The sequence below is a fragment of the Pseudomonas sp. OVF7 genome (genome assembly GCF_030644265.1).
Taxonomy (GTDB): domain Bacteria; phylum Pseudomonadota; class Gammaproteobacteria; order Pseudomonadales; family Pseudomonadaceae; genus Aquipseudomonas; species Aquipseudomonas gorinensis.
The window spans coordinates 7,087,348-7,111,337 of sequence record NZ_CP128996.1 but is presented as its reverse complement, the minus strand read 5'-3'; the positions used below and the strand labels follow the sequence as shown (position 1 = coordinate 7,111,337).

Here is a 23,990-nt window from a genome sequence, read left to right as displayed (position 1 = left end):
TCTTTGTCTTACCCGTTTCTTCAGCCAAGGTGCCAACCGTGAGCGCGAACAACCCTCTTTTGCAGTCCTACGACCTGCCGCCGTTCTCGGCGATCCGTGCCGAGCACGTGCAGCCGGCCATTGAACAGATCCTCGCGGACAACCGTGTTGCCATCGAAGGCATCCTGCAAAGCCAGGGGAAAAATCCGACATGGGCCGGCCTGGTCCTGGCCATGGACGAACTCAACGACCGCCTGGGCGCCGCCTGGAGCCCGGTCAGCCACTTGAATGCCGTATGCAACAGCGCCGAACTGCGTGAAGCCTACGAGGCATGCCTGCCGGCATTGAGTGCCTATTCGACCGAGATGGGCCAGAACCGTGAACTGTTCCAGGCTTATGAAGCGCTGGCCAACAGCCCGGAAGCCGCCGGTTTCGACGTGGCGCAAAAAACTATCCTGGAACACTCCCTGCGCGATTTCCGCCTCTCGGGTATCGATTTGCCGCCCGAGCAGCAAAAACGTTATGCCGAAGTGCAGAGCAAACTCTCCGAACTGGGCAGCAAATTTTCCAACCAACTGCTGGATGCCACCCAGGCCTGGACCAAGCACATCACCGATGAAGCCACGCTCGCCGGCCTGACCGACTCGGCCAAGGCGCAGATGGCCGCCGCTGCCCAGGCCAAAGGCCTCGACGGCTGGTTGATCACCCTGGAGTTCCCCAGCTATTACGCGGTGATGACCTACGCCCAGGACCGCGCCCTGCGTGAAGAAGTCTACGCCGCCTACTGCACCCGGGCGTCGGACCAAGGCCCGAATGCCGGTCAGAACGATAACGGCCCGGTGATGGAACAGATCCTCGACCTGCGCCAGGAACTGGCCAAGCTGCTGGGTTTCGCTTCGTTCTCCGAACTGAGCCTGGCCACCAAGATGGCCGAGTCCAGCGACCAGGTGTTGAGTTTCCTGCGTGACCTGGCCAAACGCAGCAAGCCGTTTGCCGCCCAGGACCTTCAACAGCTCAAGGCCTACGCCGCTGAACAAGGCTGCGCTGACTTGCAAAGCTGGGACAGCGGGTTCTACGGCGAAAAACTGCGTGAGCAACGCTACAGCGTGTCCCAGGAAGCCCTGCGCGCCTACTTCCCGATCGACAAAGTGCTCAGCGGCCTGTTCGCCATCGTGCAGCGCCTGTACGGCATTGAAATCGCCGAACAGAAAGGCTTCGACACCTGGCACCCGGACGTGCGCCTGTTCGAAATCAAGGAGAACGGCCAGCATGTCGGTCGCTTCTTCTTCGACCTGTACGCCCGCGCCAACAAGCGTGGCGGTGCCTGGATGGACGGCGCGCGTGACCGCCGTCGTACCATCGACGGTGTGCTGCAGAGCCCGGTGGCCAACCTGGTGTGCAACTTCACCCCGGCCGACAGCGGCAAGCCGGCCCTGCTGACCCACGATGAAGTGACCACCCTGTTCCACGAATTCGGCCACGGCCTGCATCACCTGCTGACCCGCGTTGAGCACGCCGGCGTTTCCGGCATCAACGGCGTGGCCTGGGATGCGGTGGAGTTACCGAGCCAGTTCATGGAAAACTGGTGCTGGGAGCCGGAAGGCTTGGCGTTGATCTCCGGCCACTATGAAACCGGTGAGCCGCTGCCCCAGGACCTGCTGGAAAAAATGCTGGCGGCAAAGAACTTCCAGTCCGGCCTGATGATGGTGCGACAGTTGGAGTTCTCGTTGTTCGACTTCGAATTGCATGCGACACATGGCGACGGACGCAGTGTGGCGCAGGTGCTCGAAGGGGTGCGCGACGAGGTCTCGGTGATGCGTCCACCCGCCTACAACCGTTTCCCCAACAGCTTTGCGCACATTTTTGCTGGCGGTTATGCCGCGGGTTACTACAGCTACAAGTGGGCTGAGGTGCTGTCGGCCGACGCCTTCTCCAAGTTCGAAGAAGAAGGCGTGCTCAATGCCGAGACCGGCCGCGCATTCCGCGAAGCCATCCTGGCCCGTGGCGGCTCCCAGGAGCCGATGGTGCTGTTCGTCGACTTCCGCGGACGCGCGCCGTCGATTGACGCACTCTTGCGCCACAGCGGCCTGAGCGAGGGCGCGGCAGCATGAGTGACGGGCCTGTGATCACCAAGAAGCAATTTATCGCCGGGGCGGTTTGCCCGGCGTGCAGCGAGCCGGACAAGCTCAAGATGTGGACCGAGGACAGCGTCCCGCACCGCGAATGCGTGGCTTGCGGGTATACCGATACGCTGAATGATCAAGGTTTGTCGGTGCCCAAGGAGTTGGGCACGCGGGTCAATACGTCGGCGTTGAAAGCGCCGGATCCGAAGGTGCAGGCGGTACAGTTTTTTCCTAATCCGAAGCTGAAGAAAGACTGACGCACCCACGCAAGCCCCTGTAGGAACGAGCTTGCTCGCGAAAAACGCGAGGACGCCGCGGGCATTCAGGATACCCGCGGCGTCGTTGAGGCTCTTCGCGAGCTTGCGCCTACAGTTTTTCCTCTGGCTTGCCGGAGGTCGTAATCCAATCCTTCATCGAACACAGGGCAAAGGCGCTGGTGCTGCAATCGCCCTTCGCCAAGGCTGTGCGCAACTTGTCGATATCGGCTTTCATCATGTAGCGAATGCCATCCTTGAAGCCGTTGCTGGTACCGAACCCGCCCAGGGTCATTTCGTTCAACGCCTCTTCCTTGCTCCATCCCTGAACCACGACGCGATACATCGCCGCCATCAGGCCGGTGCGGTCCGAGCCGTGCTTGCAGTGCATGAGCACCGGGCCATTGGCCTGGGCCTCCTGGATCGCGCGGAGCGCTGCCAGCACGTCGGTGTCATCGACATGGTTGGTGCGATAAGCCAACTGCACCTGCCGGATGCCAGGGGCCTTGAGCCAGCTGGCGTCGGATTCCGGCAGGAAGTTGATCACGGTGCCGATCTTGAGTTTTTCCAGCAGGGGCGCCGCGTTGCTGTCCGGCAGCGCGCTGCGGTAGAGCGTGGGTGTCATCTGGTGCAGGTTGTACTGGTCGCCCACGGGTTGCGCCCACTCCGGCGAACGGATGGACGAGTTTTCATCGGCGTGGGCGTGAGCCGTGGCGAACAAGGCCATGAATGCAAGACCAAGGGCTGGCAGTAATTGTGGCTTGAACATGGGCGACGTGACCGAATGGGGGAAGTAGGTTGATGGCGCCCAGAGTCGATGAACAGGGGTCAACAGGGCGTGAGGCGGCTGTCAAAGAATCGTGAAGCAATGTTCTTTTCTTGATGAACCGATTCTCCTGATCCTTAGCCTGCTATCATTTGTAACTATTGATTGCCGCTGCGTTCTATCTCCTTGGATCGGTTGGATCCAACTTGCTGCCGCTAACTTCAAGCTGCTCCCTAGAAGCCGCTGATAAACCCGTGACCCCATGATGAGGTGCCCCATGTCTGATCAAGATCAAGACAACCCCCGGCGTGACTTCCTGCGCAAATCCTTGACCTTGATCCCGGTGGTCACGGTTGCCAGCACCGGCCTTGGCGGTTCGATGCTGATGGCTACGCCCGAGCCTGCCCAGGCCGCGCCGGCCCAGCCTGCGGCCAGCGGCAAGGCCTATGAGCCGAGCTATTTCACCGCTGAAGAGTGGGCGTTTATCAACGCTGCTGTCGCGCGCCTGATTCCCGCCGATGCACAAGGCCCGGGCGCCCTGGAAGCGGGCGCGCCGGAATACATCGACCGTCAGATGAACACGCCTTACGCCAGCGGCGCACTGTGGTTCATGCAAGGGCCGTTCAACGCCGATGCCGCGCCGGAGATGGGCTGGCAAAGCAAATTGGTGCCCAAAGAGATCTACCGACTGGGTATTGCCGCCACGGATGCCTGGTCGAAAGCGTTCAACGGGAAGGTTTTTGCCGCGCAAGACAGCGCTACCCAGGACGATATGCTCCACCGTCTGGAAGCCGGCGGCAGCGAAGTGAACGCGCATTTCGACGCGGTACCGCCGAAGATGTTTTTCAACCTGCTGCTGCAAAACACCAAGGAAGGGTTCTTCTGCGACCCGATCCACGGCGGCAACAAGGGCATGGTCGGCTGGACCATGATCGGCTTCCCCGGCGCGCGCGCCGACTTCATGGATTGGGTGGAACGCAACGAGCAATACCCCTTCCCGGCTGTTTCCATTCGCGGCGAGAGGGCATAAACGTGGCGACCATCATGAAGAAAGTGGATGCGGTGATCGTCGGCTTCGGCTGGACCGGCGCGATCATGGCCAAGGAGCTGACGGAAGCTGGCCTGAATGTGGTCGCGCTGGAGCGCGGCCCGATGCAGGACACCTATCCGGATGGCAACTATCCCCAGGTCATCGATGAACTGACCTACAGCGTGCGAAAAAAACTCTTCCAGGACATTTCCAAGGAGACGGTGACGATTCGCCATAGCGTGAACGACATCGCCCTGCCCAACCGTCAATTGGGGGCATTCCTGCCGGGCAATGGCGTGGGCGGTGCCGGCCTGCATTGGTCAGGCGTGCATTTTCGCGTCGACCCTATCGAGTTGCGCATGCGCAGCCATTACGAAGAGCGCTATGGGAAGAACTTCATTCCCAAGGACATGACCATCCAGGACTTCGGCGTCAGCTACGAAGAGCTGGAACCGTTCTTCGACTATGCGGAAAAAGTCTTCGGCACCTCTGGCCAGGCCTGGACCGTCAAAGGCCAGTTGGTCGGCGAAGGCCGTGGCGGCAACCCCTACGCGCCCGACCGCTCCAACCCGTTCCCGCTGGAAGCGCAAAAAAATACCGTGTCGGCCCAACTGTTCCAGAAGGCCGCCACCAGCGTAGGTTATAAACCCTACAACCTGCCGTCAGCCAACACTTCGGGGCCCTACACCAACCCCTATGGCGCACAGATGGGCCCGTGCAACTTCTGCGGTTTTTGCAGTGGCTACGTGTGCTACATGTATTCCAAGGCGTCACCGAACGTGAACATCCTGCCGGCACTGCGCCAGGTGCCTAACTTCGAACTGCGGCCCAACTCCCATGTGCTCAAGGTCAACCTCGACAGCACCAAGAGCAAGGCCACCGGCGTGACCTATATCGACGCCCAGGGCCGGGAATGCGAGCAACCGGCGGACCTGGTGATCCTCGGCGCGTTCCAGTTCCACAACGTGCGCCTGATGCTGTTGTCCGGTATCGGCAAGCCCTACGACCCGGTGACCAACGAAGGCGTGGTGGGTCGCAACTTCGCCTATCAGAACATGGCTACCATCAAGGCGTTCTTCGACAAGGACACCCACACCAACAACTTCATCGGGGCTGGTGGCAATGGCGTGGCCATCGACGACTTCAATGCGGATAACTTCGACCACGGGCCTCATGGCTTTGTCGGGGGCTCGCCGATGTGGGTCAACCAGGCCGGCAGCCGGCCGATCGCCGGCACCTCCAACCCTCCGGGCACTCCGGCCTGGGGCAGCGCCTGGAAACGCGCTACGGCTGATTACTACACCCACCAGGTGTCGATGGACGCCCACGGCGCCCATCAATCCTACCGGGGGAACTACCTGGATCTGGACCCGGTGTACCGCGATGCCTACGGCCTGCCGCTGCTGCGCATGACGTTCGACTGGCAGGAAAACGACATCAAGATGAACCGCTTCATGGTCGAGAAAATGGGCAAGATTGCCGAAGCGATGAACCCCAAGGCCATTGCCGTGTTGGGCAAGAAGGTCGGGGAGCATTTCAATACCGCGTCGTACCAGACCACCCACCTTAACGGTGGCGCGATCATGGGCACCGACCCGAAAACCAGCGCTTTGAACCGCTACCTGCAGTGCTGGGATGTCCACAACGTATTTGTCCCGGGTGCGTCCGCGTTCCCACAAGGCCTGGGTTACAACCCCACAGGCCTGGTGGCAGCGCTGACCTATTGGTCGGCCCGGGCGATCCGCGAGCAGTACCTGAAAAACCCCGGCCCGCTGGTTCAGGCATAAGGAGCGATGACCATGAAAGCACTTGTTATCGCCTCCCTGGCGTTGCTCAGCAGCTGTTCGGTAAGCGCAGCCGAAACCGACCTGATCCAGCAGGGCGAATACCTGGCCCGCGCCGGAGACTGCGTGGCCTGCCACACGGCCAAGGGTGGTAAACCGTTCGCGGGCGGCCTGCCGATGGAGACCCCCATTGGTGTGATCTATTCCACCAACATCACCCCGGACCAGACCGGCCTGGGTGGCTACAGCTTCGAGGACTTCGACAAGGCCGTGCGCCATGGCGTCGCCAAGAGTGGTAGTACGCTTTACCCGGCGATGCCCTACCCGTCTTACGCCCGTGTCAGCGAGAGCGATATGCGGGCGTTGTATGCGTACTTCATGAAAGGCGTGGAGCCCGTCGCGCAGGAGAACAAAGACAGCGACATTCCTTGGCCGCTGAGCATGCGCTGGCCGCTGGCGGCGTGGCGTTGGATGTTCGCGCCTGAGGTGGCGCACGACCAGGCGGCGGGTGCTGACCCGGTGATCAGCCGGGGTGCCTATCTGGTGGAAGGGCTTGGCCACTGCGGCGCGTGCCATACGCCGCGTGCCCTGACCATGCAGGAAAAAGCCCTGAGTGCCACTGACGGCAACGCGTTCCTGTCCGGCAGTGCGCCGCTGGAAGGCTGGATCGCCAAGAGCCTGCGCGGCGACCACAAGGACGGCCTCGGCAGCTGGAGCGAGGCGCAACTGGTGCAATTCCTCAAGACTGGCCGCAGTGATCGCAGTGCCGTGTTTGGTGGCATGAGCGATGTGGTCGTCCACAGCATGCAGTACATGTCGCAAGACGACCTGACTGCTATCGCCCGCTATCTCAAGAGCCTGCCTGCGGTAGATCCCAACGACGCACCGCACCAGTACGACAAGCAGGTGGCTGAAGCGCTATGGAAAGGTGATGACAGCAAGCCGGGCGCGTCGGTGTACATCGACAACTGCGCGGCCTGTCACCGTACCGACGGCCATGGTTATACGCGGGTGTTCCCGGCGCTGGCGGGTAACCCGGTGTTGCAGACGGCGGATGCCACGTCGCTGATCAACATTGTGTTGAACGGTGGGACCTTGCCGGCAACGCACACAGCGCCGTCCACCTTCACCATGCCGGCGTTCGCCTGGAGGCTGTCGGACCAGGAAGTGGCGGATGTGGTCAGTTTCGTGCGGGGTAGCTGGGGTAATAAAGGTGTTGCAACAAGTGCTGCGCAAGTTGCGGAGTTGCGTAAAAAACAGGGCGATAAGAACTAAATAAGTTCGGGTGTCGCGCGCCCAACTTATATAGGGTGATTTATATAAGTTGGGCGTTTTCTATTTCTTGGAACGCTTCGTTTAATTTGACTTTCGCTGGCAGGTCTTCGCGAAGGCATTGGCCATAGTCAGGAAAATTGCCTTGTCTTCGTTATCGAAGTCGCCGTCATTGTCCAGGTCCGTTGGGCTGGAGGTCGTGTCGTAATGCCCATCTTTCTTGGATGAAGAGGCATACATAGCGTACGAAAGATCCCCATTGGTAAAACGCTCGAGTAAGATTTCCGGGCTGTTATCTTTCTCAAAGTCTTCACAAGTCAAACGTATTTCGTCCTGAGACATACTTGGATCCTTTTGGTGTTTATTAAGTTGGGACAGGATCATAAGTGCATGCTGAAAGCTTAATCCATGAACTAAGTGTGGCGATTTGTTACTTGAAAGCTCACATGTAATACCTTGCACTTACACATGTAAGTAAATTGCCTGGCGACTTCCTGCCCAACGGTGCTGGCGCGAAACGTCGGGTTGAAATACTGTATGTAGATACAGTATTGAGGTATGCCCATGAATTCCCCCCTACCGCCCCGTGGCCGGGGCACGGCCACCAACCTGCACAACCGCTTTGCGCCCACCGCCAGCGTGGCCGAGGACGACGGTTGGTACCAGGAAGTGCCGCCGACCCAGGGCACCGAAGTGCGCATCGAGACGGCCAAGACCATCATCACCCGCAACAACTCGCCAGACCTGCCGTTCGATCGCTCGATCAACCCGTATCGTGGCTGCGAGCATGGCTGCATCTACTGCTATGCGCGACCCAGCCATGCCTATTGGGACCTGTCGCCAGGGCTGGATTTCGAGACCAAGCTGATTGCCAAGAGCAACGCGGCCGAGGTACTGGAGCAGCAACTGTCCAAACCGGGTTACGTGTGCGCGCCGATCAACCTGGGCTCCAATACCGATCCATACCAACCCATTGAGCGCGAATACAAGATCACCCGGCAAACCCTTGAAGTGCTGCTGCGTTATCGGCATCCGGTGACCATCATCACCAAGGGCTCGCTGATCCTGCGCGATCTTGACCTGCTGACCGAACTGGCCCGGCAGCGGCTGGTGGCGGTGATGATCAGCCTCACCAGCCTGGATGACGAGCTCAAGCGCATCCTGGAGCCGCGCACGGCAGCGCCCAAGGCGCGGTTGCGGGCGATCCGGGTGATGCGCGAGGCCGGTATCCCGGTGGGGGTGTTGTGCTCGCCGATGATCCCGATGATCAATGACAGCGAGCTCGAAAGCCTGTTGGCCGAGGCCCACGCCGCGGGTGCGCAAAGTGCGGCCTACATGATGTTGCGCTTGCCGTTGGAGGTGGCGCCTTTGTTCGAGGAATGGTTGGCGGCGCATTACCCGCAGCGCGCGGCCCATGTGATGAGCCTGGTGCGCCAGGTGCGCGGCGGCGAGGTGTATGACAGCCGGTTCGGCGTGCGCATGCGGGGCGAGGGGCCGTTCGCCGATCTGCTGGCGCAACGTTTTGCCAAGGCGATCAAGCGCCTGGGCCTCAATCGTCGGGAAGGCTTTAATCTCGATTGCACGGCGTTCTGCCCACCGGGCAGACAAATGGTGTTGTTGTAGAATGATAAAGAAGAATGCACTCTTCCTGTAGGAATAGTCGCGTTTTGACATCACTGAAACCCGCGATCTAGAGCGGTTCATTCAGTTTGAGTTAAGTTTTGGCGGTTACCTTGTTCAGCGAGTGACTGATGAGTCGGCGCCTATCATTGTGGGATTTTTCAACTAATCCACTGAACGCGCGTCGAACTGACCTGACAACTCCCCTGCATTAATCAAGAGGATGAATCATGAGTGACAAGGATAAACAGCCGTTGGCTGCGTCGGCTTCAGCCCCTCAGGTGGCGGAATCCGCCGATGCAGCGCTAAAGCATATCGTTGACGGCTTTTTGCATTTCCATCACGACGTCTTCCCCCAGCAGGAAGAACTCTTCAAGAAACTCGCCACGGCCCAGAGCCCACGGGCGATGTTCATTACCTGCGCCGACTCGCGCATCGTGCCCGAGCTGATCACCCAAAGCTCCCCCGGCGACCTGTTCGTGACCCGTAACGTCGGCAACGTGGTGCCACCCTACGGGCAGATGAACGGCGGCGTTTCCACCGCCATCGAGTACGCGGTGCTTGCCCTGGGCGTGCAGCACATCATCGTATGCGGGCACTCCGACTGTGGCGCGATGCGCGCGGTGCTCAACCCCCAGAGCCTGGAGAAGATGCCGACGGTCAAGGCCTGGTTGCGTCATGCCGAGGTCGCCAAGGCCATGGTCCACGACAACTGCGACTGCGCCAATGAAGGCGAGAGCATGAAAGTGCTGACCGAAGAAAACGTCATCGCCCAGTTGCAACATTTGCGTACCCATCCTTCCGTGGCTTCGCGCATGGCCAATGGTCATTTGTTTATCCATGGCTGGATCTACGACATCGAGACCAGCGAAATCCGGGCCTACGATGCGGAACAGTCGGCATTCCGACCCTTGAACGGCACCGAGCCGATTCCATCCGCGACGCCTAAAGCGCGCTTCTAACACACTTCCCTGCCGGGTAAAGCGGTGGCTGCCATGGATGCAGCCAGGCTTTGCCGCGCCCGGCGAATGCCTCGGGAGAGTCATCATGCGTGCTGCTCAATTGAAAGCTGTATTGCCACGGGAGCTCCTCGCCTCCGTGGTTGTGTTTCTGGTTGCCCTGCCCTTGTGCATGGGGATCGCGATCGCTTCCGGCATGCCACCGGCCAAGGGCCTGATCACCGGGATTATCGGTGGCCTGGTGGTGGGCTGGATGGCGGGGTCACCGCTGCAGGTCAGCGGCCCGGCAGCGGGCTTGGCGGTGCTGGTATTCGAACTGGTGCGCCAGCACGGCATGGCGATGCTTGGGCCGATCCTGTTGCTGGCGGGCTTCCTGCAACTGGTGGCCGGGCGCTTGCGCCTGGGCTGCTGGTTCCGTGTCACGGCGCCGGCGGTGGTCTACGGCATGCTGGCGGGGATCGGTGTGCTGATTGTGCTATCGCAGATTCATGTGATGCTCGATGGCGCGCCCAAGCCCTCGGGGCTGGATAACCTGGTGGGTTTCCCGGCAGCCTTGGGCGAGGCGATTCCAACCCTGGGTGGCGGGCTCGGCTGGCAGGCCGGCCTGCTCGGTTTATCCACCATGCTGGTGATGTACCTGTGGGACAAATTCCGCCCGCAGACGCTGCGGTTTGTGCCGGGGGCCTTGCTGGGCGTGGGGCTGGCCACGGTCGCCAGCCTGGTGCTGGCGTTGCAGGTCAAGCGTGTGGAAGTGCCGGAAAACCTCGCCGACGCCATCGACTGGCTGCGGCCCGGCGACCTGCTGAACCTGGCTGATCCGCAGTTGTTGATTGCTGCGTTCGCCGTTGCGTTTATTGCCAGTGCCGAGACCCTGCTCTCTGCGGCAGCCGTCGACCGCATGCACAGCGGCCAGCGTTCTGACTTCGATAAGGAGCTGTCTGCCCAGGGCGTGGGCAACATGCTCTGTGGCCTGGTCGGCGCCCTGCCGATGACTGGCGTGATCGTGCGCAGTTCGGCGAACGTGCAGGCGGGTGCCACCACACGCCTGTCGGCGATGCTCCATGGCGTATGGCTGCTGGGGTTCGTGTTGCTGCTGTCGAGCGTGCTGCAGAGCATTCCTGTGGCGAGCCTCGCGGGCGTACTGGTGTACACCGGGATCAAGCTGGTGGATATCAAGGCATTTCGGGCTCTGGGGCGTTATGGGCGTATGCCGATGTTTACCTATGCGGCCACGGCGTTGGCGATCATCTTCACCGACCTGCTGACCGGTGTGCTGGTGGGCTTCGGGCTGACGTTGGTCAAGCTGGCATTCAAGGCTTCGCGCCTGAAAATCAGCTTGGTCGACCTGCCCCGGGACGGTGAAATGGAACTGCGCCTGGTTGGGGCGGCGACCTTCCTGAAAGTGCCGGCGTTGACCCAGGTACTGTCGACCGTGCCTGCCGGGACCCTGCTGCATGTGCCGCTGAGTAACCTCAGCTATATCGACCATTCCTGCCTGGAGCTGCTGGAGGAATGGGGTCGGGCCAACGCGGCCAAGGGCTCGAAGCTGATGATCGAGGCACGCGGGTTGAAGCGCCGGTTGGAAGGCCGGGTCAGGACGACGACGGGGATAGGTTCGGCGCCATCGATCGGCTGAGGGAACCGGATCAAAACGTGGGAGGGGGCAAGTCCTAATGCCGGTCAGTTAAGGCTTTTTTGTAGGAGCGAGGGGGACGCCTAGTTCTTGCTCGCGAAGAACTCACAGGCGCCGCGTTGATTCAGGAAGCACGCGTTATCGTTGACGTTTCTCGCGAGCAAGAACTAGGCGTCCCCCTCGCTCCTACAGAAGGCGATGTACGCTTAGCGTCAGCCTGAAAGTTTAAGCCGGCTGATCCAACGCCAACTCAACCCCCAGCTTGCGGGACAGGCACGGCCAGCGTTTCCACGCGGCTTCCGTGTACGGGCTTTTCAGCTGTTCGCGATAAGCCTCGACTGACTCCAGCGCAAAGCTGTCTTCGTTGAGCATTTCATCCACTGCCAGGTGCACCGCTTCGTCCAGCTGGTTGGCGAATGCTTCGCCGATCAACTGATGGGCAATCACGTTAGCCACGGTGGTATCTGCCGGAATCAGTGGCTGGCCAAAATGCTTGATATACAGATCATTGACTTCTTCAACCAGGCGATGAGCCAGGTAGGCCTCGTCCAACAGGCCGTCGAGTCCTTCATGGCCAGCCAGGATCGCGGGCGGTTGCAGGAAGAATTGTTCGGCGATCTTCAATACTGGCTTGATCTGGCTCTCGATACCGGCTTCGCGGGCCACATCGTTGGCGGCGTCCAGCAAGTCGGGGACAAGTTCGATGTAAGCCGTGACAAAGCGGGTCATGACAATGTTGCGATCGCCGTCAGCCAGGGAGATGGCCGAATGCAGGTGCGGCAATTGTTTTTCCAGCTGCTGGGCAAGCTGGCCAGTGCGGGCTTCATGTTGATGGGCATGGGAAATCTGCTCGCGCAATGCGGCGGTGTTCATGAAAGCTCCAGTGATGCAGGCGTTGGGAATAGGGAGAGCATAAGGTAGCTCGTTTATACGAGATCCTAAGACGCATTTGTCATAATTATTTCATGGTTATGCGTCCACGTTATATCGAATTGCCATCGTTTGTCGGATAAACGATTCCGCCCCCGGTTTTATTGGCTTTGGCGGTTCATTTTCGCTCATTTGCCCCTACACATTGCGGGGTTGCAGACCCTGTCTATACTCGGGTTTGTACGCAATTAGCTGATGACGCCAGACTGCATAAGCAGGTGAGGCTAAGCGGTTGTAAGCAGTATGGAAGCCGCTCCCTTCGACGCAGGTGCAAACCGGCGGGATAACAAGAACGATAAGGGGAACCCGCAATGACGCGACATCCACACGTTTGGATGGGCCTTCTGTTGTGGTCAGTATTCGGTCAGGCGCACGCCGCCTGGACAACGAATATGGCGCCAGGGGCGACTGAAGTCAGTCACGCTGTGTTCGACCTGCACATGACCATTTTCTGGATCTGTGTGGTAATCGGCATTGTTGTGTTTGGCGCAATGTTCTGGTCGATGATCCTCCACCGCCGCTCTACGGGCCAGGTCGCGGCCAAATTCCACGAAAGCACGACCGTGGAAATCCTCTGGACCGTGGTGCCCTTGCTGATCCTGGTGGCCATGGCCATTCCGGCGACCAAGACGCTGATCAACATCTACGACAGCAGTGAATCGGATATCGATATCCAGGTCACTGGCTACCAGTGGAAGTGGCATTACAAATACCTGGGCCAGGACGTGGAGTTCTTCAGCAACCTGGCCACGCCCGCCGAGCAGATCCACAACCAGGCGACCAAGGGCGAACACTACCTGCTGGAGGTCGATCAGCCGTTGGTACTGCCGGTGGGGGCCAAGGTGCGCTTCCTGGTGACGGCCGCCGACGTGATCCATTCCTGGTGGGTGCCGGCCTTTGCGGTCAAGCGCGACGCCATCCCCGGGTTCGTCAACGAGGCCTGGACCCGTATCGAGAAGCCCGGCATCTATCGTGGCCAATGCGCTGAACTGTGCGGCAAGGACCACGGTTTCATGCCGATCGTGGTCGAGGTCAAGTCCAAGGCCGACTACGACACCTGGCTCGGCGAACGCAAGGCCGAAGCCGCCAAGCTCAAGGAGCTGACCTCCAAGGAGTGGACGCTTGAAGAGCTGGTGGCCCGTGGCGATAAGGTCTACCACACCACCTGCGTGGCCTGTCATCAGGCCGAAGGCCAGGGCCTGCCGCCAATGTTCCCGGCGCTCAAGGGCTCGCCGATTGCCACCGGCGCCAAGGAAGACCACCTGCACCGCGTCTATTTCGGCAAGCCCGGCACCGCCATGGCGGCGTTCGGCAAGCAACTGTCCGAGGTGGATATCGCTGCGGTTGTGACCTACGAGCGCAACGCCTGGGGTAACAACAAAGGCGACATGGTCACGCCTAAAGACGTGCTGGCCATCAAGCAGGCGGAAAGCAAATGACTTCATTCATTGCATATGCCCCGAACCGCCCCGCCCACTCGCTTGCAGGAGAACGGCCATGAGCGCTGTGATCGATGACCATGGCCACGCCGGTGACCATGCCCACGGCCCCGCCAAGGGTTTGATGCGCTGGGTGCTGACCACCAACCACAAAGATATCGGCACCATGTACCTGTGGTTTGCCTTCACCATGTTCCTGTTGGGCGGCTCGTTTGCCATGGTGATCCGTGCCGAGCTGTTCCAGCCCGGCCTGCAGATCGTGGAGCCTGCGTTCTTCAACCAGATGACCACCATGCACGGCTTGATCATGGTGTTCGGTGCGGTGATGCCGGCGTTTGTCGGCCTGGCCAACTGGATGATCCCGCTGATGATCGGCGCGCCGGACATGGCCCTGCCGCGCATGAACAACTTCAGCTTCTGGCTGCTGCCGGCGGCGTTCCTGCTGCTGGTTTCGACCCTGTTCACTCCGGGCGGTGGGCCAAACTTCGGCTGGACCTTCTACGCCCCGCTATCCACCACCTACGCGCCAGAAAGCGTGACGTTCTTCATCTTTGCCATCCACTTGATGGGCATCAGTTCGATCATGGGCGCGATCAACGTGGTCGCCACCATCCTCAACCTGCGCGCACCCGGCATGACCCTGATGAAAATGCCGTTGTTCGTCTGGACCTGGCTGATCACCGCCTTCCTGCTGATCGCGGTGATGCCGGTGCTGGCGGGCTGTGTGACCATGATGCTGATGGATATTCACTTCGGCACCAGCTTCTTCAGTGCGGCCGGCGGTGGTGATCCGGTGCTGTTCCAGCATGTGTTCTGGTTCTTCGGCCACCCCGAGGTGTACATCATGATCCTGCCGGCGTTCGGTGCCGTCAGCTCGATCATCCCGACCTTCTCGCGCAAGCCGTTGTTCGGCTACACGTCGATGGTGTACGCCACGGCGAGTATCGCGTTCCTGTCGTTTATCGTGTGGGCGCACCATATGTTCGTGGTGGGTATTCCGTTGGTGGGCGAACTGTTCTTCATGTACGCGACCCTGCTGATTGCCGTGCCCACGGGCGTGAAGGTGTTCAACTGGGTCAGCACCATGTGGCAAGGCTCGCTGACGTTCGAAACACCGATGCTGTTCGCGGTGGCGTTCGTGATCCTGTTCACCATCGGCGGCTTCTCCGGGCTGATGCTGGCGATTGCCCCGGCGGATTTCCAGTACCACGACACCTACTTCGTGGTGGCGCATTTCCATTACGTACTGGTGCCCGGTGCGATCTTCGGCATCTTCGCCTCGGCCTACTACTGGCTGCCGAAATGGACTGGCCACATGTACGACGAAACCCTGGGCAAGCTGCATTTCTGGTTGTCTTTCGTGGGCATGAACATGGCGTTCTTCCCGATGCACTTCGTGGGACTGGCCGGCATGCCGCGCCGGGTGCCGGACTACAACCTGCAATTTGCCGACTTCAACATGGTCTCGTCGATTGGCGCGTTCATGTTTGGCGCCACGCAGATCTTCTTCCTGTTTATCGTGATCAAGTGCATCCGTGGCGGCCCGCCGGCGCCGGCCAAGCCGTGGGATGGCGCCGAAGGCCTGGAGTGGAGCGTGCCCTCGCCCGCGCCGTACCACACCTTCACCACGCCACCGGAGGTCAAATGAACAGGTCCACGATGATCCCCTGTGGGAAGGGGTTTGCCCCCGATGGCGGTGTGTCCGCTGACATCATCCTTGGTTGTAAAACAGCCATTGGGGGCAAGCCCCCACCCACATTGACCTCATTCACGCTGGGTGGGCGACATGGCTGACTCCGTACCGCTCAAGCGCCTGGTCACCCGCCTGCTGATCCTGGTGGTGGCGATGTTTGCCTTCGGCTTTGCCCTGGTGCCGATCTACGACGTGATGTGCAAGGCGTTCGGTATCAACGGCAAGACGGCCGGGCAATACGAGGGCGAACAGATTGTCGACCCTGCGCGGCAGGTGCGGGTGCAGTTCCTGTCCACCAATGCCATCGACATGGTCTGGGAGTTCCACTCCAAGGCAGACGAGGTGGTGGTCAATCCCGGTGCTGTGACGGAGATGCTGTTCGTGGCCTACAACCCCACTGACAAACCGATGACGGCCCAGGCGGTGCCGAGTATTTCCCCGGCCGAAGCGGCGATGTACTTCCACAAGACCGAATGTTTTTGCTTCACCCAGCAAGTGCTGCAGCCAGGCCAGCGTATCGAGATGCCAGTACGCTTCATCGTCGATCGCGATATGCCCAAGGATGTGAAGCATTTGACCCTGGCGTACACGCTGTTCGATATCACTGCGCGCCAACCACCGGTGGCTGTCCATAGCGGCGGCTAGCTACTGTTTGCCCGCTTAATCAGGAGAACGAATACATGTCGACTCATGATACGTACTACGTACCGGCGCAAAGCAAATGGCCGATAATTGCCACCCTTGGCATGCTGGTCACCGTGTATGGCCTGGCCGTGTGGTTCAACGATCTGAAGGCCGCCCGCCCGGAATCCCACGGCCCGTGGATCTTTTTCGTCGGTGGTCTGCTGCTGGCCTACATGCTGTTCGGCTGGTTTGGTGCGGTGATCAAGGAAAGCCGTGCCGGGCTGTACAGCGCGCAGATGGATCGCTCGTTTCGTTGGGGCATGACCTGGTTCATCTTTTCCGAGGTGATGTTTTTTATCGCGTTCTTCGGCGCGTTGTTTTATGTGCGGCACATGTCCGGGCCTTGGTTGGGCGGCGAAGGTCATAAGGGCATCGCGCACATGCTGTGGCCGAACTTCGAGTTCACCTGGCCGTTGCTCAATAACCCTGATCCCAAGCTGTATCCCGCGCCCGAGGGCACCATCAGCCCGTGGGGCCTGCCGCTGGTCAACACCATCCTGCTGGTGAGCTCCAGCGTGACCATCACCATTGCCCACCATGCCTTGCGTAAAGGGCACCGTGGCGCGCTGAAGCTCTGGTTGGCGATCACCGTACTGTTGGGGTTGGGATTTCTCGGGTTCCAGGCCGAGGAATACATCCATGCCTATAAAGAGCTGGGCCTGACCCTGGGCTCGGGCGTGTACGGCGCGACCTTCTTCATGCTCACGGGCTTTCACGGCGCCCACGTGACCATCGGCACCATCATTTTGTTTGTGATGCTGATGCGCATCCTGCGCGGGCACTTCAATGCCGAGCACCAGTTCGGTTTCGAGGCGGCCAGTTGGTATTGGCACTTTGTGGATGTGGTGTGGATCGGGCTGTTTTTCTTCGTCTATGTGCTGTGAGGCGACTTACCAAGGCGCGTGAGACACCAGTTGGCCGCTGAAAAAGCCCCAGGCGATCAATGCCACGGTGATCACGGCCAGTACGACACGCACGGTCAAGGCAGTGACGAGGCGGTTGGAGTTGCCCTCGTCCTTGACCAGAAAGAACAAGCCACTGAACAGGCTCACGACGGTCGCGATCAGCATCAGGGCAATGGCGGCTTTGAGCATGGTCTGGTTCCTGGCTTCGGTGGGCATTGAGGGGATGGGCGGGCAATGAAAACAAGTATAGCCAGCGCCATGAAACGCTTTCGTCCAGGTATCGCGCCGACCTTGGTGGTGATGGTTCTGCTGCCGTTGATGGTGGGCTTGGGTTTCTGGCAACTGTCGCGCGGCCATGAGAAGCAGTTGCTGGTGGACAGCTATGCCGAACGCCGCGCGGCTGAGCCGATCAGCAGTGTGCAGCTCGCTGACATGGCCGACCCGGCCTTTCGCCGCGTGCATCTGCGCGGGCAATTCGATGCCGAGCACAGTGTGTTGCTGGATAACCGCATGCGCGACGGGAAGGCCGGTGTCGAGTTACTGCAACCCTTTCATGACCAGGCCAGCGGCCTGTGGCTGTTGCTCAATCGCGGTTGGTTGCCGTGGCCGGATCGGCGCACCCTTCCCGCCTTCACCACACCCGACCAGCCTTTGAATCTCGACGCCTGGGTGTATGTCGCGCCCGGCGAAACATTCCAGTTGCATGCAGACCCCACGACCGCGCAATGGCCGCGCCTGTTGACCGCGCTGCACCCCGCTGCGCTATGGGCTGAGCTCGGACGCAGCGGTTTTGCCTACGAACTGCGCACCGAAGCCGGCCCCGGTACGTACGAAACCACCTGGCCCATCGTTGCGATGGGCCCGGAGAAACACCTGGCCTACGCGGTGCAGTGGTTCGCCATGGCGCTGGCGCTACTGGCGCTTTACCTCTACCTCGGATGGCACACCACAAAGGAGAAGCCCCATGGGAACGGCCATGAATCCACCCAACATGTCTGAGGTGCCTGATCGGCGCAAAGGCCGCTGGCAACTGATGCTGATCCTGCTGATGGTGATCGGCCCCATGGCGCTGGCCACCTTTATGTACAAACTGCAGTTCTGGGTGCCGGACAGTCGCAGCTATCACGGGGAACTGATCGGTAATGGTCAGACCCGCGCCGATATTGGCGTGCAGGCCGATGAACAGCGCTGGCAGTTGCTGGTGACCGCGCCCGCCGCCTGCGCCGCCGATTGCCAGCAACTGGTGTACCTCGCGCGCCAATTGCAGATCGGCCTGGGGCGCGATGCGTCGCGCGCCAGCCATGCCCTGGCCAGTGCACAGCCGGTCGGTGCCGACTATGACGCCAAGTTGAAGGTCGAATACCCGCAATTGCAGCGCTACTCGCTGGATCTCTCGACGTTCACCAAAAACGCCGCCGCACCGGGCGACGCGCAACTGTGGATCGTCGACCCCCACGGCAACCTGGTGCTGCGCTACGACGCCAAGGTCAAGGGCAAGGACTTGCTCAACGACCTGCGCCACCTGTTGAAACTGTCGAACATCGGATAAGGGCATCGTCATGGCCAAACCTGGATTTCGCCTCGCGTTGTTTGCCACCTTGCTGGCACTGATCGTTGTGCTGCTCGGCGCCTATACCCGCCTCACACACGCCGGCCTGGGTTGTCCGGATTGGCCGGGTTGCTACGGCTTTATCAGCGTGCCGCAAAGCGAGGCCCAGTTGGCCCATGCCGAACTGCATTTCCCTGATACGCCGGTGGAGGCGGAAAAGGGCTGGAGCGAGATGGTCCACCGTTACTTTGCTGGCACCCTGGGCGTGCTGATCGTGTTGCTGGCGGCGCGCGCCTGGAGCCATCGGCGTGATCCGGGCCAGCCGGTGAAGTTGCCGCTGTTTTTATTGGCGGTGGTGTTTGCCCAGGCGGCGTTTGGCATGTGGACGGTCACGTTGAAACTCTGGCCGCAAGTCGTGACCGGACATTTGTTGGGCGGCTTCGCAACCTTGAGTCTGTTGTTCCTGCTGACCCTGCGGCTGTCCGGCGTGCTGCCCGCGCTGATCGTGCCCAGGCGCCTGCAATATTGGGCGACCGCGGGGTTGGTGCTGGTCATCGCGCAGATTGCGCTCGGCGGCTGGGTCAGCTCCAACTACGCAGCGGTGGCTTGTATCGATCTGCCCACCTGCCATGGCCAGTGGTGGCCGGCGGCGGACTTTGCCAATGGTTTTCACCTCACCCAGCATATCGGTCCCAATTATCTCGGCGGGCAGCTCGACAGCGACGCGCGCACCGCCATTCACCTGACCCACCGCGTGGGTGCGGTGCTGGTCACCCTGGTTCTGTTGGGCTTGGCCTGGCAGCTGCGCGTCGTCGGCATGACCCGGCTCGCGGGGCTGTTGCTGATCGCTTTGGCGGCGCAAATCAGCCTGGGCCTGAGCAACGTGTATTTCCACCTGCCGCTGCCGGTTGCAGTCGCTCACAATGCTGGCGGCGCAGCATTGTTGCTGACCCTGGTATTGGTCAATTACCACGCCCGCACCAGCCTGGTTCGGGTGCGTCATCAACTGCCGTTCGGCTGGCGCTTCCTTCCGCGCAAGCCGATATCCGGCCTCACCACCCTTAAAGGAGAGATGCCATGGCGACCTTGATCGGCGCGCGTCACGGCCAGGCAGTCTGGCGCGACTACCTGGAACTGACCAAACCGAAAGTGGTGGTGCTGATGCTCATCACCTCCCTGGTGGGCATGTTCCTCGCCACCCGTGCAGGGGTGCCGTGGACGGTGTTGGTGTTCGGCAACCTGGGCATTGCCCTGTGTGCCGGCGGCGCGGCGGCGGTCAACCATGTGGTGGATCGACGGATTGATGCGGTGATGGCCCGCACCCACAAGCGGCCGATGGCGGAAGGGCGCGTGTCGCCTATTGCGGCATTGGCTTTTGCGTTGTTTCTGGCGGTTGCAGGGCTCGCGCTGTTGCTGGCCTTCACCAACCCGCTGGCGGCCTGGTTGACGCTGGCCTCTCTGCTCGGCTACGCGGTGATCTACACCGGTTTTCTCAAGCGTGCGACCCCGCAGAATATCGTGATTGGCGGCCTGGCCGGCGCCGCTCCGCCGCTGTTGGGATGGGTTGCGGTCACCGGCCATATCAGCGCCGAACCGTTGCTGCTGGTGCTGATCATCTTTGCCTGGACCCCGCCGCATTTCTGGGCCCTGGCCATTCATCGCAAAGAGGAGTACGCCAAGGCCGATATCCCGATGCTGCCGGTTACCCATGGTGAGCACTACACCAAGGTGCATATCCTGCTCTACACCTTCGCGCTGCTGGCGGTGAGCTTGATGCCCTATGTGATCCATATGAGCGGCCTGCTCTACCTGGCGTGCGCGCTGGTTTTGGGCGCACGCTTTCTGCAATGGGCCTGGGTGCTGTACCGTGGCGCTCAGCCGCACGCGGCGATCAACACCTTCAAGTACTCTATCTGGTACTTGTTCCTGCTGTTTATCGCCCTGCTCGTAGATCACTACTTACTGTTGAACCTATGACTCGAACTCAAAAAACTGTCTTCATTCTGGTGGCCATTGTCGCGTTGATCATGGGCCTGACCGTCAACAAGGTGCTCTCGGGCAAGGGCCAGGGTGACCCCACCGCCTTGATCGACGCAGGTATCATCCTGCTGCCGCAAAGCCGCCAGCTGCCGTCGGTGAGCATGACTAACCAGGAAGGCCAGCCGGTGCTGGTCAATGAGTTGAAAGGCAAGTGGAGCCTGCTGTTCTTCGGCTACACCTTCTGCCCGGACATCTGCCCCACCACGCTCGCCCAACTGCGCCAGATCAAGAGCGAGCTGCCCAAGGAGGCTGTGGATAAGTTGCAGGTGATCCTGGTCAGTGTCGACCCGAACCGCGATACACCGACCCAGCTCAAACAGTACTTGGGCTACTTCGACCCGCAGTTCCAGGGCTTGACCGGCGCGAATGTGGACGATGTGCAGAAGGTGTCGAATGCGGTGAGCATTCCGTTCATTCCGGCGGATACCAGCAAGCCCAACTACACCGTCGACCACAGCGGTAACCTCGCGCTGATTGGCCCGGATGGCACCCAGCGTGGCTTTATCCGCGCGCCGCTGAACAACCAGAAGCTGGTGGCGCAGTTGCCGGGGTTGTTGCAGCGCAAGTAACAGGTAATACAAAACACATGTGGGAGGGGGCTTGCCCCGATGGCGGAGTATCAGTCGCTGCATCAGCTGGCTGATCTGCCGCCATCGGGGGCAAGCCCCCTCCCACATTTTTTGATCTTCAGAGTGTTGGAGACCGAGTCGGATCAGAACGCCGGCAGGATTGCGCCTTTGTACTTCTCTTGGATGAACTGCTTCACCTCAGGCGTGTGCAGGGCGGCAACCAGCTTTTTCACGGCGTCCGAATCCTTGTTGTCTTCGCGGGTTACCAGGATGTTCACGTAAGGCGAGTCATTGCCTTCGATCACCAGGGCGTCCTTGGATGGGTCCAGCTTGGCTTCCAGCGCGTAGTTGGTGTTGATCAGCGCCAGGTCGACCTGGGTCAGCACGCGCGGCAGGGTGGCGGCTTCCAGTTCACGGAACTTGAGTTTTTTCGGGTTGCCGGTGATGTCCTTGATGGTCGACAGGATGTTGGTCGGGTCCTTCAGGGTGATCAGGTTGTGCTTGGCCAGCAGCAACAGCGCGCGGCCGCCATTGGTGGCGTCGTTCGGGATCACTACGTTGGCGCCGTCCGGCAGGTCTTCCAGCTTTTTGTACTTGCTCGAGTAAGCACCCAGGGGCTCCAGGTGCACGGCGCCGACGCTCACCAGCTGAGTGCCCTTGGCTTTGTTGAACTCATCAAGGTACGGCTGGTGCTGGAAGAAGTTTGCGTCCAGGCGTTTTTCAGCCACTTGCACGTTGGGCTGCACGTAGTCGGTGAAGACTTTGACTTGCAGATCCACGCCCTCTTTGGCGAGTGCAGGCTTCACGAATTCGAGGATTTCCGCATGGGGTACCGGCGACGCAGCGACAGTAATTGTCTCGGCGTGGGCGGAAAACGCGGCAACGGCGGCGAAAGCAACCAGTAGTTTTTTCATCCAGCAAGCTCCTTGTTCGGGCATGTGCCGGCGGGGGCCGGCAATGGCCGTTATTTTCGAGAAAAGTGCACCACCAGCTTGTCGCCGACGGTTTGCAGAATTTGCACCAGAACCAACAGCATCACCACGGTGACCACCATCACGTCGGTTTGGAAACGCTGGTAACCGAAGCGGATCGCCAAGTCACCCAAGCCACCGGCGCCGACCACACCGGCCATGGCGGTGTAGGACACCAATGTAATCGCCGTCACCGTGATCGCCGCGAAAATGCCGGGGCGGGCTTCGGGCAGCAGGGCGTTGGTAATGATCTGACGCGTGCTGGCGCCCATGGACTGGGTGGCTTCGATGATGCCGCGGTCGACTTCGCGCAAGGCGGTTTCCACCAGCCGTGCAAAAAATGGCGTTGCCCCGACGACGAGTGGCGGGATAGCGCCGGCCACGCCCAGCGATGTGCCGGTGATCAGTACCGTGAACGGGATCATCACGATCAACAGGATGATGAACGGCAGCGAACGCAGGATGTTCACGATCAGCGACAGCAGCGCGTATACACCTTTTTGTTCGAACAACTGGCGCGGGCTGCACAGGAACAACAGCACGCCCAGTGGCAGGCCGAGAAGCACAGTGAAGAACAGCGAGCCAAATAACATGATCATGGTGTCGCCGGTGGCGAGCCAGATTTCGGACCAGTCGATATTGGCGAAGAAACTCAACAGGACTTCCATTAGCGCAGGACCTCCATGTGGACGTCTGCGGCGGTGAAGCGCGCAAAGGCCGCTTCCATGTCGCCGCCGGTGACGGCGAGGGTCAGTTGCCCGTAGGGGATGTCTTTGATGCGGTCGATACGCCCGGCAAGGATGCTGTAGTCCACCCCCGTTTCGCGAGCGACGGTACCCAGCAGCGGCGCGTAGGTCGCTTCGCCCTGGAATGTCAGGCGCACGATACGGCCTGGTACATGGGCGAAGTCATCGCGCTGCTCGCCTTCATCGACCTGCTCGGCTTCCTGCACGAAGCGCTTGGTGGTCGCGTGCTTGGGGTGCAGGAACACATCGGCCACCGAGCCTTGCTCGACGATCACGCCGGCGTCCATCACGGCGACCTGGTCGCACACGCGGCGGATCACATCCATTTCATGGGTGATCAGCACGATGGTCAGTTTCAACTCGCGGTTGATCTGGGCCAGCAATTGCAGGACCGAGGCGGTGGTCTGCGGGTCGAGGGCGCTGGTGGCTTCGTCGCACAGCAGAATCTTGGGTTTGGTCGCCAGGGCGCGGGCGATACCGACGCGCTGCTTCTGGCCGCCGGACAGCTGCGCCGGGTATTTCCTGGCATGGTCCGACAGCCCGACACGAGCGAGCAATTCGGCCACGCGCTGGTCGATTTCCCTGCGGGACAATTCGCCGGCCAGGGTCAGCGGCAGTGCCACGTTGTCGGCAACGGTCTTGGAGGCCAGCAGATTGAAGTGCTGGAAGATCATCCCGACCTGCTGGCGGAAACGACGCAGGCCGTTGGCGTCCAGGGCCGTGACTTCTTCACCGTCGACATTGATCTGGCCGCCGCTGGGTTCTTCCAGGCGGTTGATCAGGCGCAGCAGGGTGCTTTTACCCGCACCCGAATGGCCGATCAGGCCAAACACCTGGCCGTTCTCTACGCGCAGGCTGGTGGGGTGCAGTGCGGGGATATCCTTACCGGCGACGCGGTAGGTTTTATGGACGTTATGAAACTCGATCACGTAGCGAACCTTGTGGGGCGCATGGAAAAGGGATCAGCGGTTAGCCGGGCGCGCATTTTAGCCTGTCCGTATAGCGTTTCTTAGCATTTATTTCGCATTCATCCAGCGATTTGGC

24 protein-coding genes are annotated in these 23,990 nt (G+C 60.6%); 17 read left to right on the top strand and 7 right to left on the bottom strand.

Going from position 1 to position 23,990, the window contains the following annotated elements:
- Positions 1–38 precede the first annotated feature (38 nt).
- Both prlC and QU606_RS32475 read left to right on the top strand, forming a co-directional pair.
- Positions 39–2,090 carry an oligopeptidase A gene (gene prlC, locus QU606_RS32480; protein ID WP_150055490.1) on the top strand — a complete coding sequence of 684 codons (2,052 nt, stop codon included), beginning with the start codon at positions 39–41 and terminating at the stop codon, positions 2,088–2,090.
- On the top strand, positions 2,087–2,359 hold the full coding sequence (locus tag QU606_RS32475) for a YheV family putative zinc ribbon protein (protein WP_024072598.1): 273 nt from the start codon (positions 2,087–2,089) through the stop codon (positions 2,357–2,359). The genes prlC and QU606_RS32475 overlap by 4 nt, the downstream gene beginning before the upstream one ends.
- Positions 2,360–2,468: 109 nt before the next feature.
- Here QU606_RS32475 and QU606_RS32470 read toward each other — a convergent pair whose 3' ends face one another.
- The gene (locus QU606_RS32470; protein WP_024072599.1) at positions 2,469–3,125 is read right to left on the bottom strand and encodes a tyrosine-protein phosphatase; all 657 of its coding nucleotides are present in this window, start codon (positions 3,123–3,125) and stop codon (positions 2,469–2,471) included.
- Positions 3,126–3,399: 274 nt separating this feature from the next.
- On the opposite strand from QU606_RS32470, the gene QU606_RS32465 reads away from it, so the two are divergent.
- The 3 genes from QU606_RS32465 to QU606_RS32455 are packed head-to-tail and all read left to right on the top strand — an operon-like array spanning position 3,400 to position 7,211.
- Positions 3,400–4,152, top strand: coding sequence for a gluconate 2-dehydrogenase subunit 3 family protein (locus QU606_RS32465; RefSeq protein WP_069074958.1), 753 nt, complete (start codon positions 3,400–3,402; stop codon positions 4,150–4,152).
- A gap of 2 nt (positions 4,153–4,154) precedes the next feature.
- On the top strand, positions 4,155–5,939 hold the full coding sequence (locus QU606_RS32460) for a GMC family oxidoreductase (RefSeq protein ID WP_024072601.1): 1,785 nt from the start codon (positions 4,155–4,157) through the stop codon (positions 5,937–5,939).
- Between the two features lie 12 nt (positions 5,940–5,951).
- The gene (locus QU606_RS32455; protein ID WP_150295402.1) at positions 5,952–7,211 is read left to right on the top strand and encodes a cytochrome c; all 1,260 of its coding nucleotides are present in this window, start codon (positions 5,952–5,954) and stop codon (positions 7,209–7,211) included.
- An 81-nt stretch (positions 7,212–7,292) separates the two neighbouring features.
- On the opposite strand, the gene QU606_RS32450 is transcribed toward QU606_RS32455, so the two are convergent.
- A complete protein-coding gene (locus tag QU606_RS32450; protein ID WP_024072603.1) occupies positions 7,293–7,550 on the bottom strand; it encodes a hypothetical protein in 258 nt (85 codons plus the stop codon).
- A 222-nt stretch (positions 7,551–7,772) separates the two neighbouring features.
- Between QU606_RS32450 and QU606_RS32445 the strand changes: the two genes are divergently transcribed.
- The 3 genes from QU606_RS32445 (at position 7,773) to QU606_RS32435 (ending at position 11,423) form a co-directional block, all read left to right on the top strand.
- A complete protein-coding gene (locus tag QU606_RS32445; protein WP_069074955.1) occupies positions 7,773–8,831 on the top strand; it encodes a PA0069 family radical SAM protein in 1,059 nt (352 codons plus the stop codon).
- A gap of 227 nt (positions 8,832–9,058) precedes the next feature.
- Positions 9,059–9,790 carry a carbonic anhydrase gene (locus tag QU606_RS32440; protein WP_024072605.1) on the top strand — a complete coding sequence of 244 codons (732 nt, stop codon included), beginning with the start codon at positions 9,059–9,061 and terminating at the stop codon, positions 9,788–9,790.
- A gap of 85 nt (positions 9,791–9,875) precedes the next feature.
- On the top strand, positions 9,876–11,423 hold the full coding sequence (locus QU606_RS32435) for a SulP family inorganic anion transporter (protein WP_150055494.1): 1,548 nt from the start codon (positions 9,876–9,878) through the stop codon (positions 11,421–11,423).
- Between the two features lie 222 nt (positions 11,424–11,645).
- Here the strand turns inward: QU606_RS32435 and QU606_RS32430 are convergent, their stop codons facing one another.
- Positions 11,646–12,293: a hypothetical protein gene (locus QU606_RS32430; protein ID WP_069074953.1), complete on the bottom strand. Its 648-nt coding sequence runs from the start codon at positions 12,291–12,293 to the stop codon at positions 11,646–11,648.
- A gap of 368 nt (positions 12,294–12,661) precedes the next feature.
- Here QU606_RS32430 and coxB point away from each other — a divergent pair, with 368 nt between their 5' ends.
- The 4 genes from coxB (at position 12,662) to QU606_RS32410 (ending at position 17,050) form a co-directional block, all read left to right on the top strand.
- Positions 12,662–13,789, top strand: a complete 1,128-nt coding sequence (coxB, locus tag QU606_RS32425; protein ID WP_024072608.1) for a cytochrome c oxidase subunit II — start codon at positions 12,662–12,664, stop codon at positions 13,787–13,789.
- Positions 13,790–13,847: 58 nt separating this feature from the next.
- Positions 13,848–15,437, top strand: a complete 1,590-nt coding sequence (ctaD, locus tag QU606_RS32420) for a cytochrome c oxidase subunit I (RefSeq protein ID WP_024072609.1) — start codon at positions 13,848–13,850, stop codon at positions 15,435–15,437.
- A 138-nt stretch (positions 15,438–15,575) separates the two neighbouring features.
- A complete protein-coding gene (locus tag QU606_RS32415; protein WP_024072610.1) occupies positions 15,576–16,127 on the top strand; it encodes a cytochrome c oxidase assembly protein in 552 nt (183 codons plus the stop codon).
- 35 nt (positions 16,128–16,162) lie between these two features.
- Positions 16,163–17,050: a cytochrome c oxidase subunit 3 gene (locus tag QU606_RS32410; protein WP_024072611.1), complete on the top strand. Its 888-nt coding sequence runs from the start codon at positions 16,163–16,165 to the stop codon at positions 17,048–17,050.
- 6 nt (positions 17,051–17,056) lie between these two features.
- Here the strand turns inward: QU606_RS32410 and QU606_RS32405 are convergent, their stop codons facing one another.
- Entirely contained in the window at positions 17,057–17,260 is a 204-nt protein-coding gene (locus QU606_RS32405; protein ID WP_016978774.1) for a twin transmembrane helix small protein, read from the bottom strand.
- A 45-nt stretch (positions 17,261–17,305) separates the two neighbouring features.
- Here QU606_RS32405 and QU606_RS32400 point away from each other — a divergent pair, with 45 nt between their 5' ends.
- The 5 genes from QU606_RS32400 to QU606_RS32380 are packed head-to-tail and all read left to right on the top strand — an operon-like array spanning position 17,306 to position 21,229.
- The gene (locus QU606_RS32400; protein WP_069074951.1) at positions 17,306–18,070 is read left to right on the top strand and encodes an SURF1 family protein; all 765 of its coding nucleotides are present in this window, start codon (positions 17,306–17,308) and stop codon (positions 18,068–18,070) included.
- A complete protein-coding gene (locus QU606_RS32395; RefSeq protein WP_024072613.1) occupies positions 18,036–18,620 on the top strand; it encodes a hypothetical protein in 585 nt (194 codons plus the stop codon). The genes QU606_RS32400 and QU606_RS32395 overlap by 35 nt, the downstream gene beginning before the upstream one ends.
- Before the next feature lie 10 nt (positions 18,621–18,630).
- The gene (locus tag QU606_RS32390; protein ID WP_193690013.1) at positions 18,631–19,710 is read left to right on the top strand and encodes a heme A synthase; all 1,080 of its coding nucleotides are present in this window, start codon (positions 18,631–18,633) and stop codon (positions 19,708–19,710) included.
- A complete protein-coding gene (cyoE, locus tag QU606_RS32385; protein ID WP_024072615.1) occupies positions 19,698–20,597 on the top strand; it encodes a heme o synthase in 900 nt (299 codons plus the stop codon). The genes QU606_RS32390 and cyoE overlap by 13 nt, the downstream gene beginning before the upstream one ends.
- The gene (locus QU606_RS32380) at positions 20,594–21,229 is read left to right on the top strand and encodes an SCO family protein (protein ID WP_024072616.1); all 636 of its coding nucleotides are present in this window, start codon (positions 20,594–20,596) and stop codon (positions 21,227–21,229) included. Before cyoE ends, QU606_RS32380 begins: the two co-directional genes overlap by 4 nt.
- Positions 21,230–21,372: 143 nt before the next feature.
- Here the strand turns inward: QU606_RS32380 and QU606_RS32375 are convergent, their stop codons facing one another.
- Genes QU606_RS32375 through QU606_RS32365 form a run of 3 tightly spaced genes read right to left on the bottom strand, consistent with a single transcriptional unit; the run spans position 21,373 to position 23,875 of the window.
- Positions 21,373–22,143, bottom strand: coding sequence for a MetQ/NlpA family ABC transporter substrate-binding protein (locus tag QU606_RS32375; protein ID WP_024072617.1), 771 nt, complete (start codon positions 22,141–22,143; stop codon positions 21,373–21,375).
- A 50-nt stretch (positions 22,144–22,193) separates the two neighbouring features.
- Positions 22,194–22,868: a methionine ABC transporter permease gene (locus QU606_RS32370; RefSeq protein WP_024072618.1), complete on the bottom strand. Its 675-nt coding sequence runs from the start codon at positions 22,866–22,868 to the stop codon at positions 22,194–22,196.
- Positions 22,868–23,875, bottom strand: a complete 1,008-nt coding sequence (locus tag QU606_RS32365; protein ID WP_304998001.1) for a methionine ABC transporter ATP-binding protein — start codon at positions 23,873–23,875, stop codon at positions 22,868–22,870. The genes QU606_RS32370 and QU606_RS32365 overlap by 1 nt, the downstream gene beginning before the upstream one ends.
- Positions 23,876–23,990: the final 115 nt, after the last annotated feature.

What these genes read in the sequence shown, in the direction of transcription:
- QU606_RS32475 (WP_024072598.1), top strand. Translation starts at nt 2,087, where the DNA reads ATGAGTGACGGGCCTGTGATCACCAAGAAGCAATTTATCGCCGGGGCG.
- QU606_RS32470 (WP_024072599.1), bottom strand. Translation starts at nt 3,125, where the DNA reads ATGTTCAAGCCACAATTACTGCCAGCCCTTGGTCTTGCATTCATGGCC.
- QU606_RS32465 (WP_069074958.1), top strand. Translation starts at nt 3,400, where the DNA reads ATGTCTGATCAAGATCAAGACAACCCCCGGCGTGACTTCCTGCGCAAA.
- QU606_RS32455 (WP_150295402.1), top strand. Translation starts at nt 5,952, where the DNA reads ATGAAAGCACTTGTTATCGCCTCCCTGGCGTTGCTCAGCAGCTGTTCG.
- QU606_RS32450 (WP_024072603.1), bottom strand. Translation starts at nt 7,550, where the DNA reads ATGTCTCAGGACGAAATACGTTTGACTTGTGAAGACTTTGAGAAAGAT.
- QU606_RS32445 (WP_069074955.1), top strand. Translation starts at nt 7,773, where the DNA reads ATGAATTCCCCCCTACCGCCCCGTGGCCGGGGCACGGCCACCAACCTG.
- QU606_RS32440 (WP_024072605.1), top strand. Translation starts at nt 9,059, where the DNA reads ATGAGTGACAAGGATAAACAGCCGTTGGCTGCGTCGGCTTCAGCCCCT.
- QU606_RS32435 (WP_150055494.1), top strand. Translation starts at nt 9,876, where the DNA reads ATGCGTGCTGCTCAATTGAAAGCTGTATTGCCACGGGAGCTCCTCGCC.
- QU606_RS32430 (WP_069074953.1), bottom strand. Translation starts at nt 12,293, where the DNA reads ATGAACACCGCCGCATTGCGCGAGCAGATTTCCCATGCCCATCAACAT.
- coxB (WP_024072608.1), top strand. Translation starts at nt 12,662, where the DNA reads ATGACGCGACATCCACACGTTTGGATGGGCCTTCTGTTGTGGTCAGTA.
- ctaD (WP_024072609.1), top strand. Translation starts at nt 13,848, where the DNA reads ATGAGCGCTGTGATCGATGACCATGGCCACGCCGGTGACCATGCCCAC.
- QU606_RS32415 (WP_024072610.1), top strand. Translation starts at nt 15,576, where the DNA reads ATGGCTGACTCCGTACCGCTCAAGCGCCTGGTCACCCGCCTGCTGATC.
- QU606_RS32410 (WP_024072611.1), top strand. Translation starts at nt 16,163, where the DNA reads ATGTCGACTCATGATACGTACTACGTACCGGCGCAAAGCAAATGGCCG.
- QU606_RS32405 (WP_016978774.1), bottom strand. Translation starts at nt 17,260, where the DNA reads ATGCTCAAAGCCGCCATTGCCCTGATGCTGATCGCGACCGTCGTGAGC.
- QU606_RS32400 (WP_069074951.1), top strand. Translation starts at nt 17,306, where the DNA reads ATGAAAACAAGTATAGCCAGCGCCATGAAACGCTTTCGTCCAGGTATC.
- QU606_RS32395 (WP_024072613.1), top strand. Translation starts at nt 18,036, where the DNA reads ATGGGAACGGCCATGAATCCACCCAACATGTCTGAGGTGCCTGATCGG.
- QU606_RS32390 (WP_193690013.1), top strand. Translation starts at nt 18,631, where the DNA reads ATGGCCAAACCTGGATTTCGCCTCGCGTTGTTTGCCACCTTGCTGGCA.
- cyoE (WP_024072615.1), top strand. Translation starts at nt 19,698, where the DNA reads ATGGCGACCTTGATCGGCGCGCGTCACGGCCAGGCAGTCTGGCGCGAC.
- QU606_RS32380 (WP_024072616.1), top strand. Translation starts at nt 20,594, where the DNA reads ATGACTCGAACTCAAAAAACTGTCTTCATTCTGGTGGCCATTGTCGCG.
- QU606_RS32375 (WP_024072617.1), bottom strand. Translation starts at nt 22,143, where the DNA reads ATGAAAAAACTACTGGTTGCTTTCGCCGCCGTTGCCGCGTTTTCCGCC.
- QU606_RS32370 (WP_024072618.1), bottom strand. Translation starts at nt 22,868, where the DNA reads ATGGAAGTCCTGTTGAGTTTCTTCGCCAATATCGACTGGTCCGAAATC.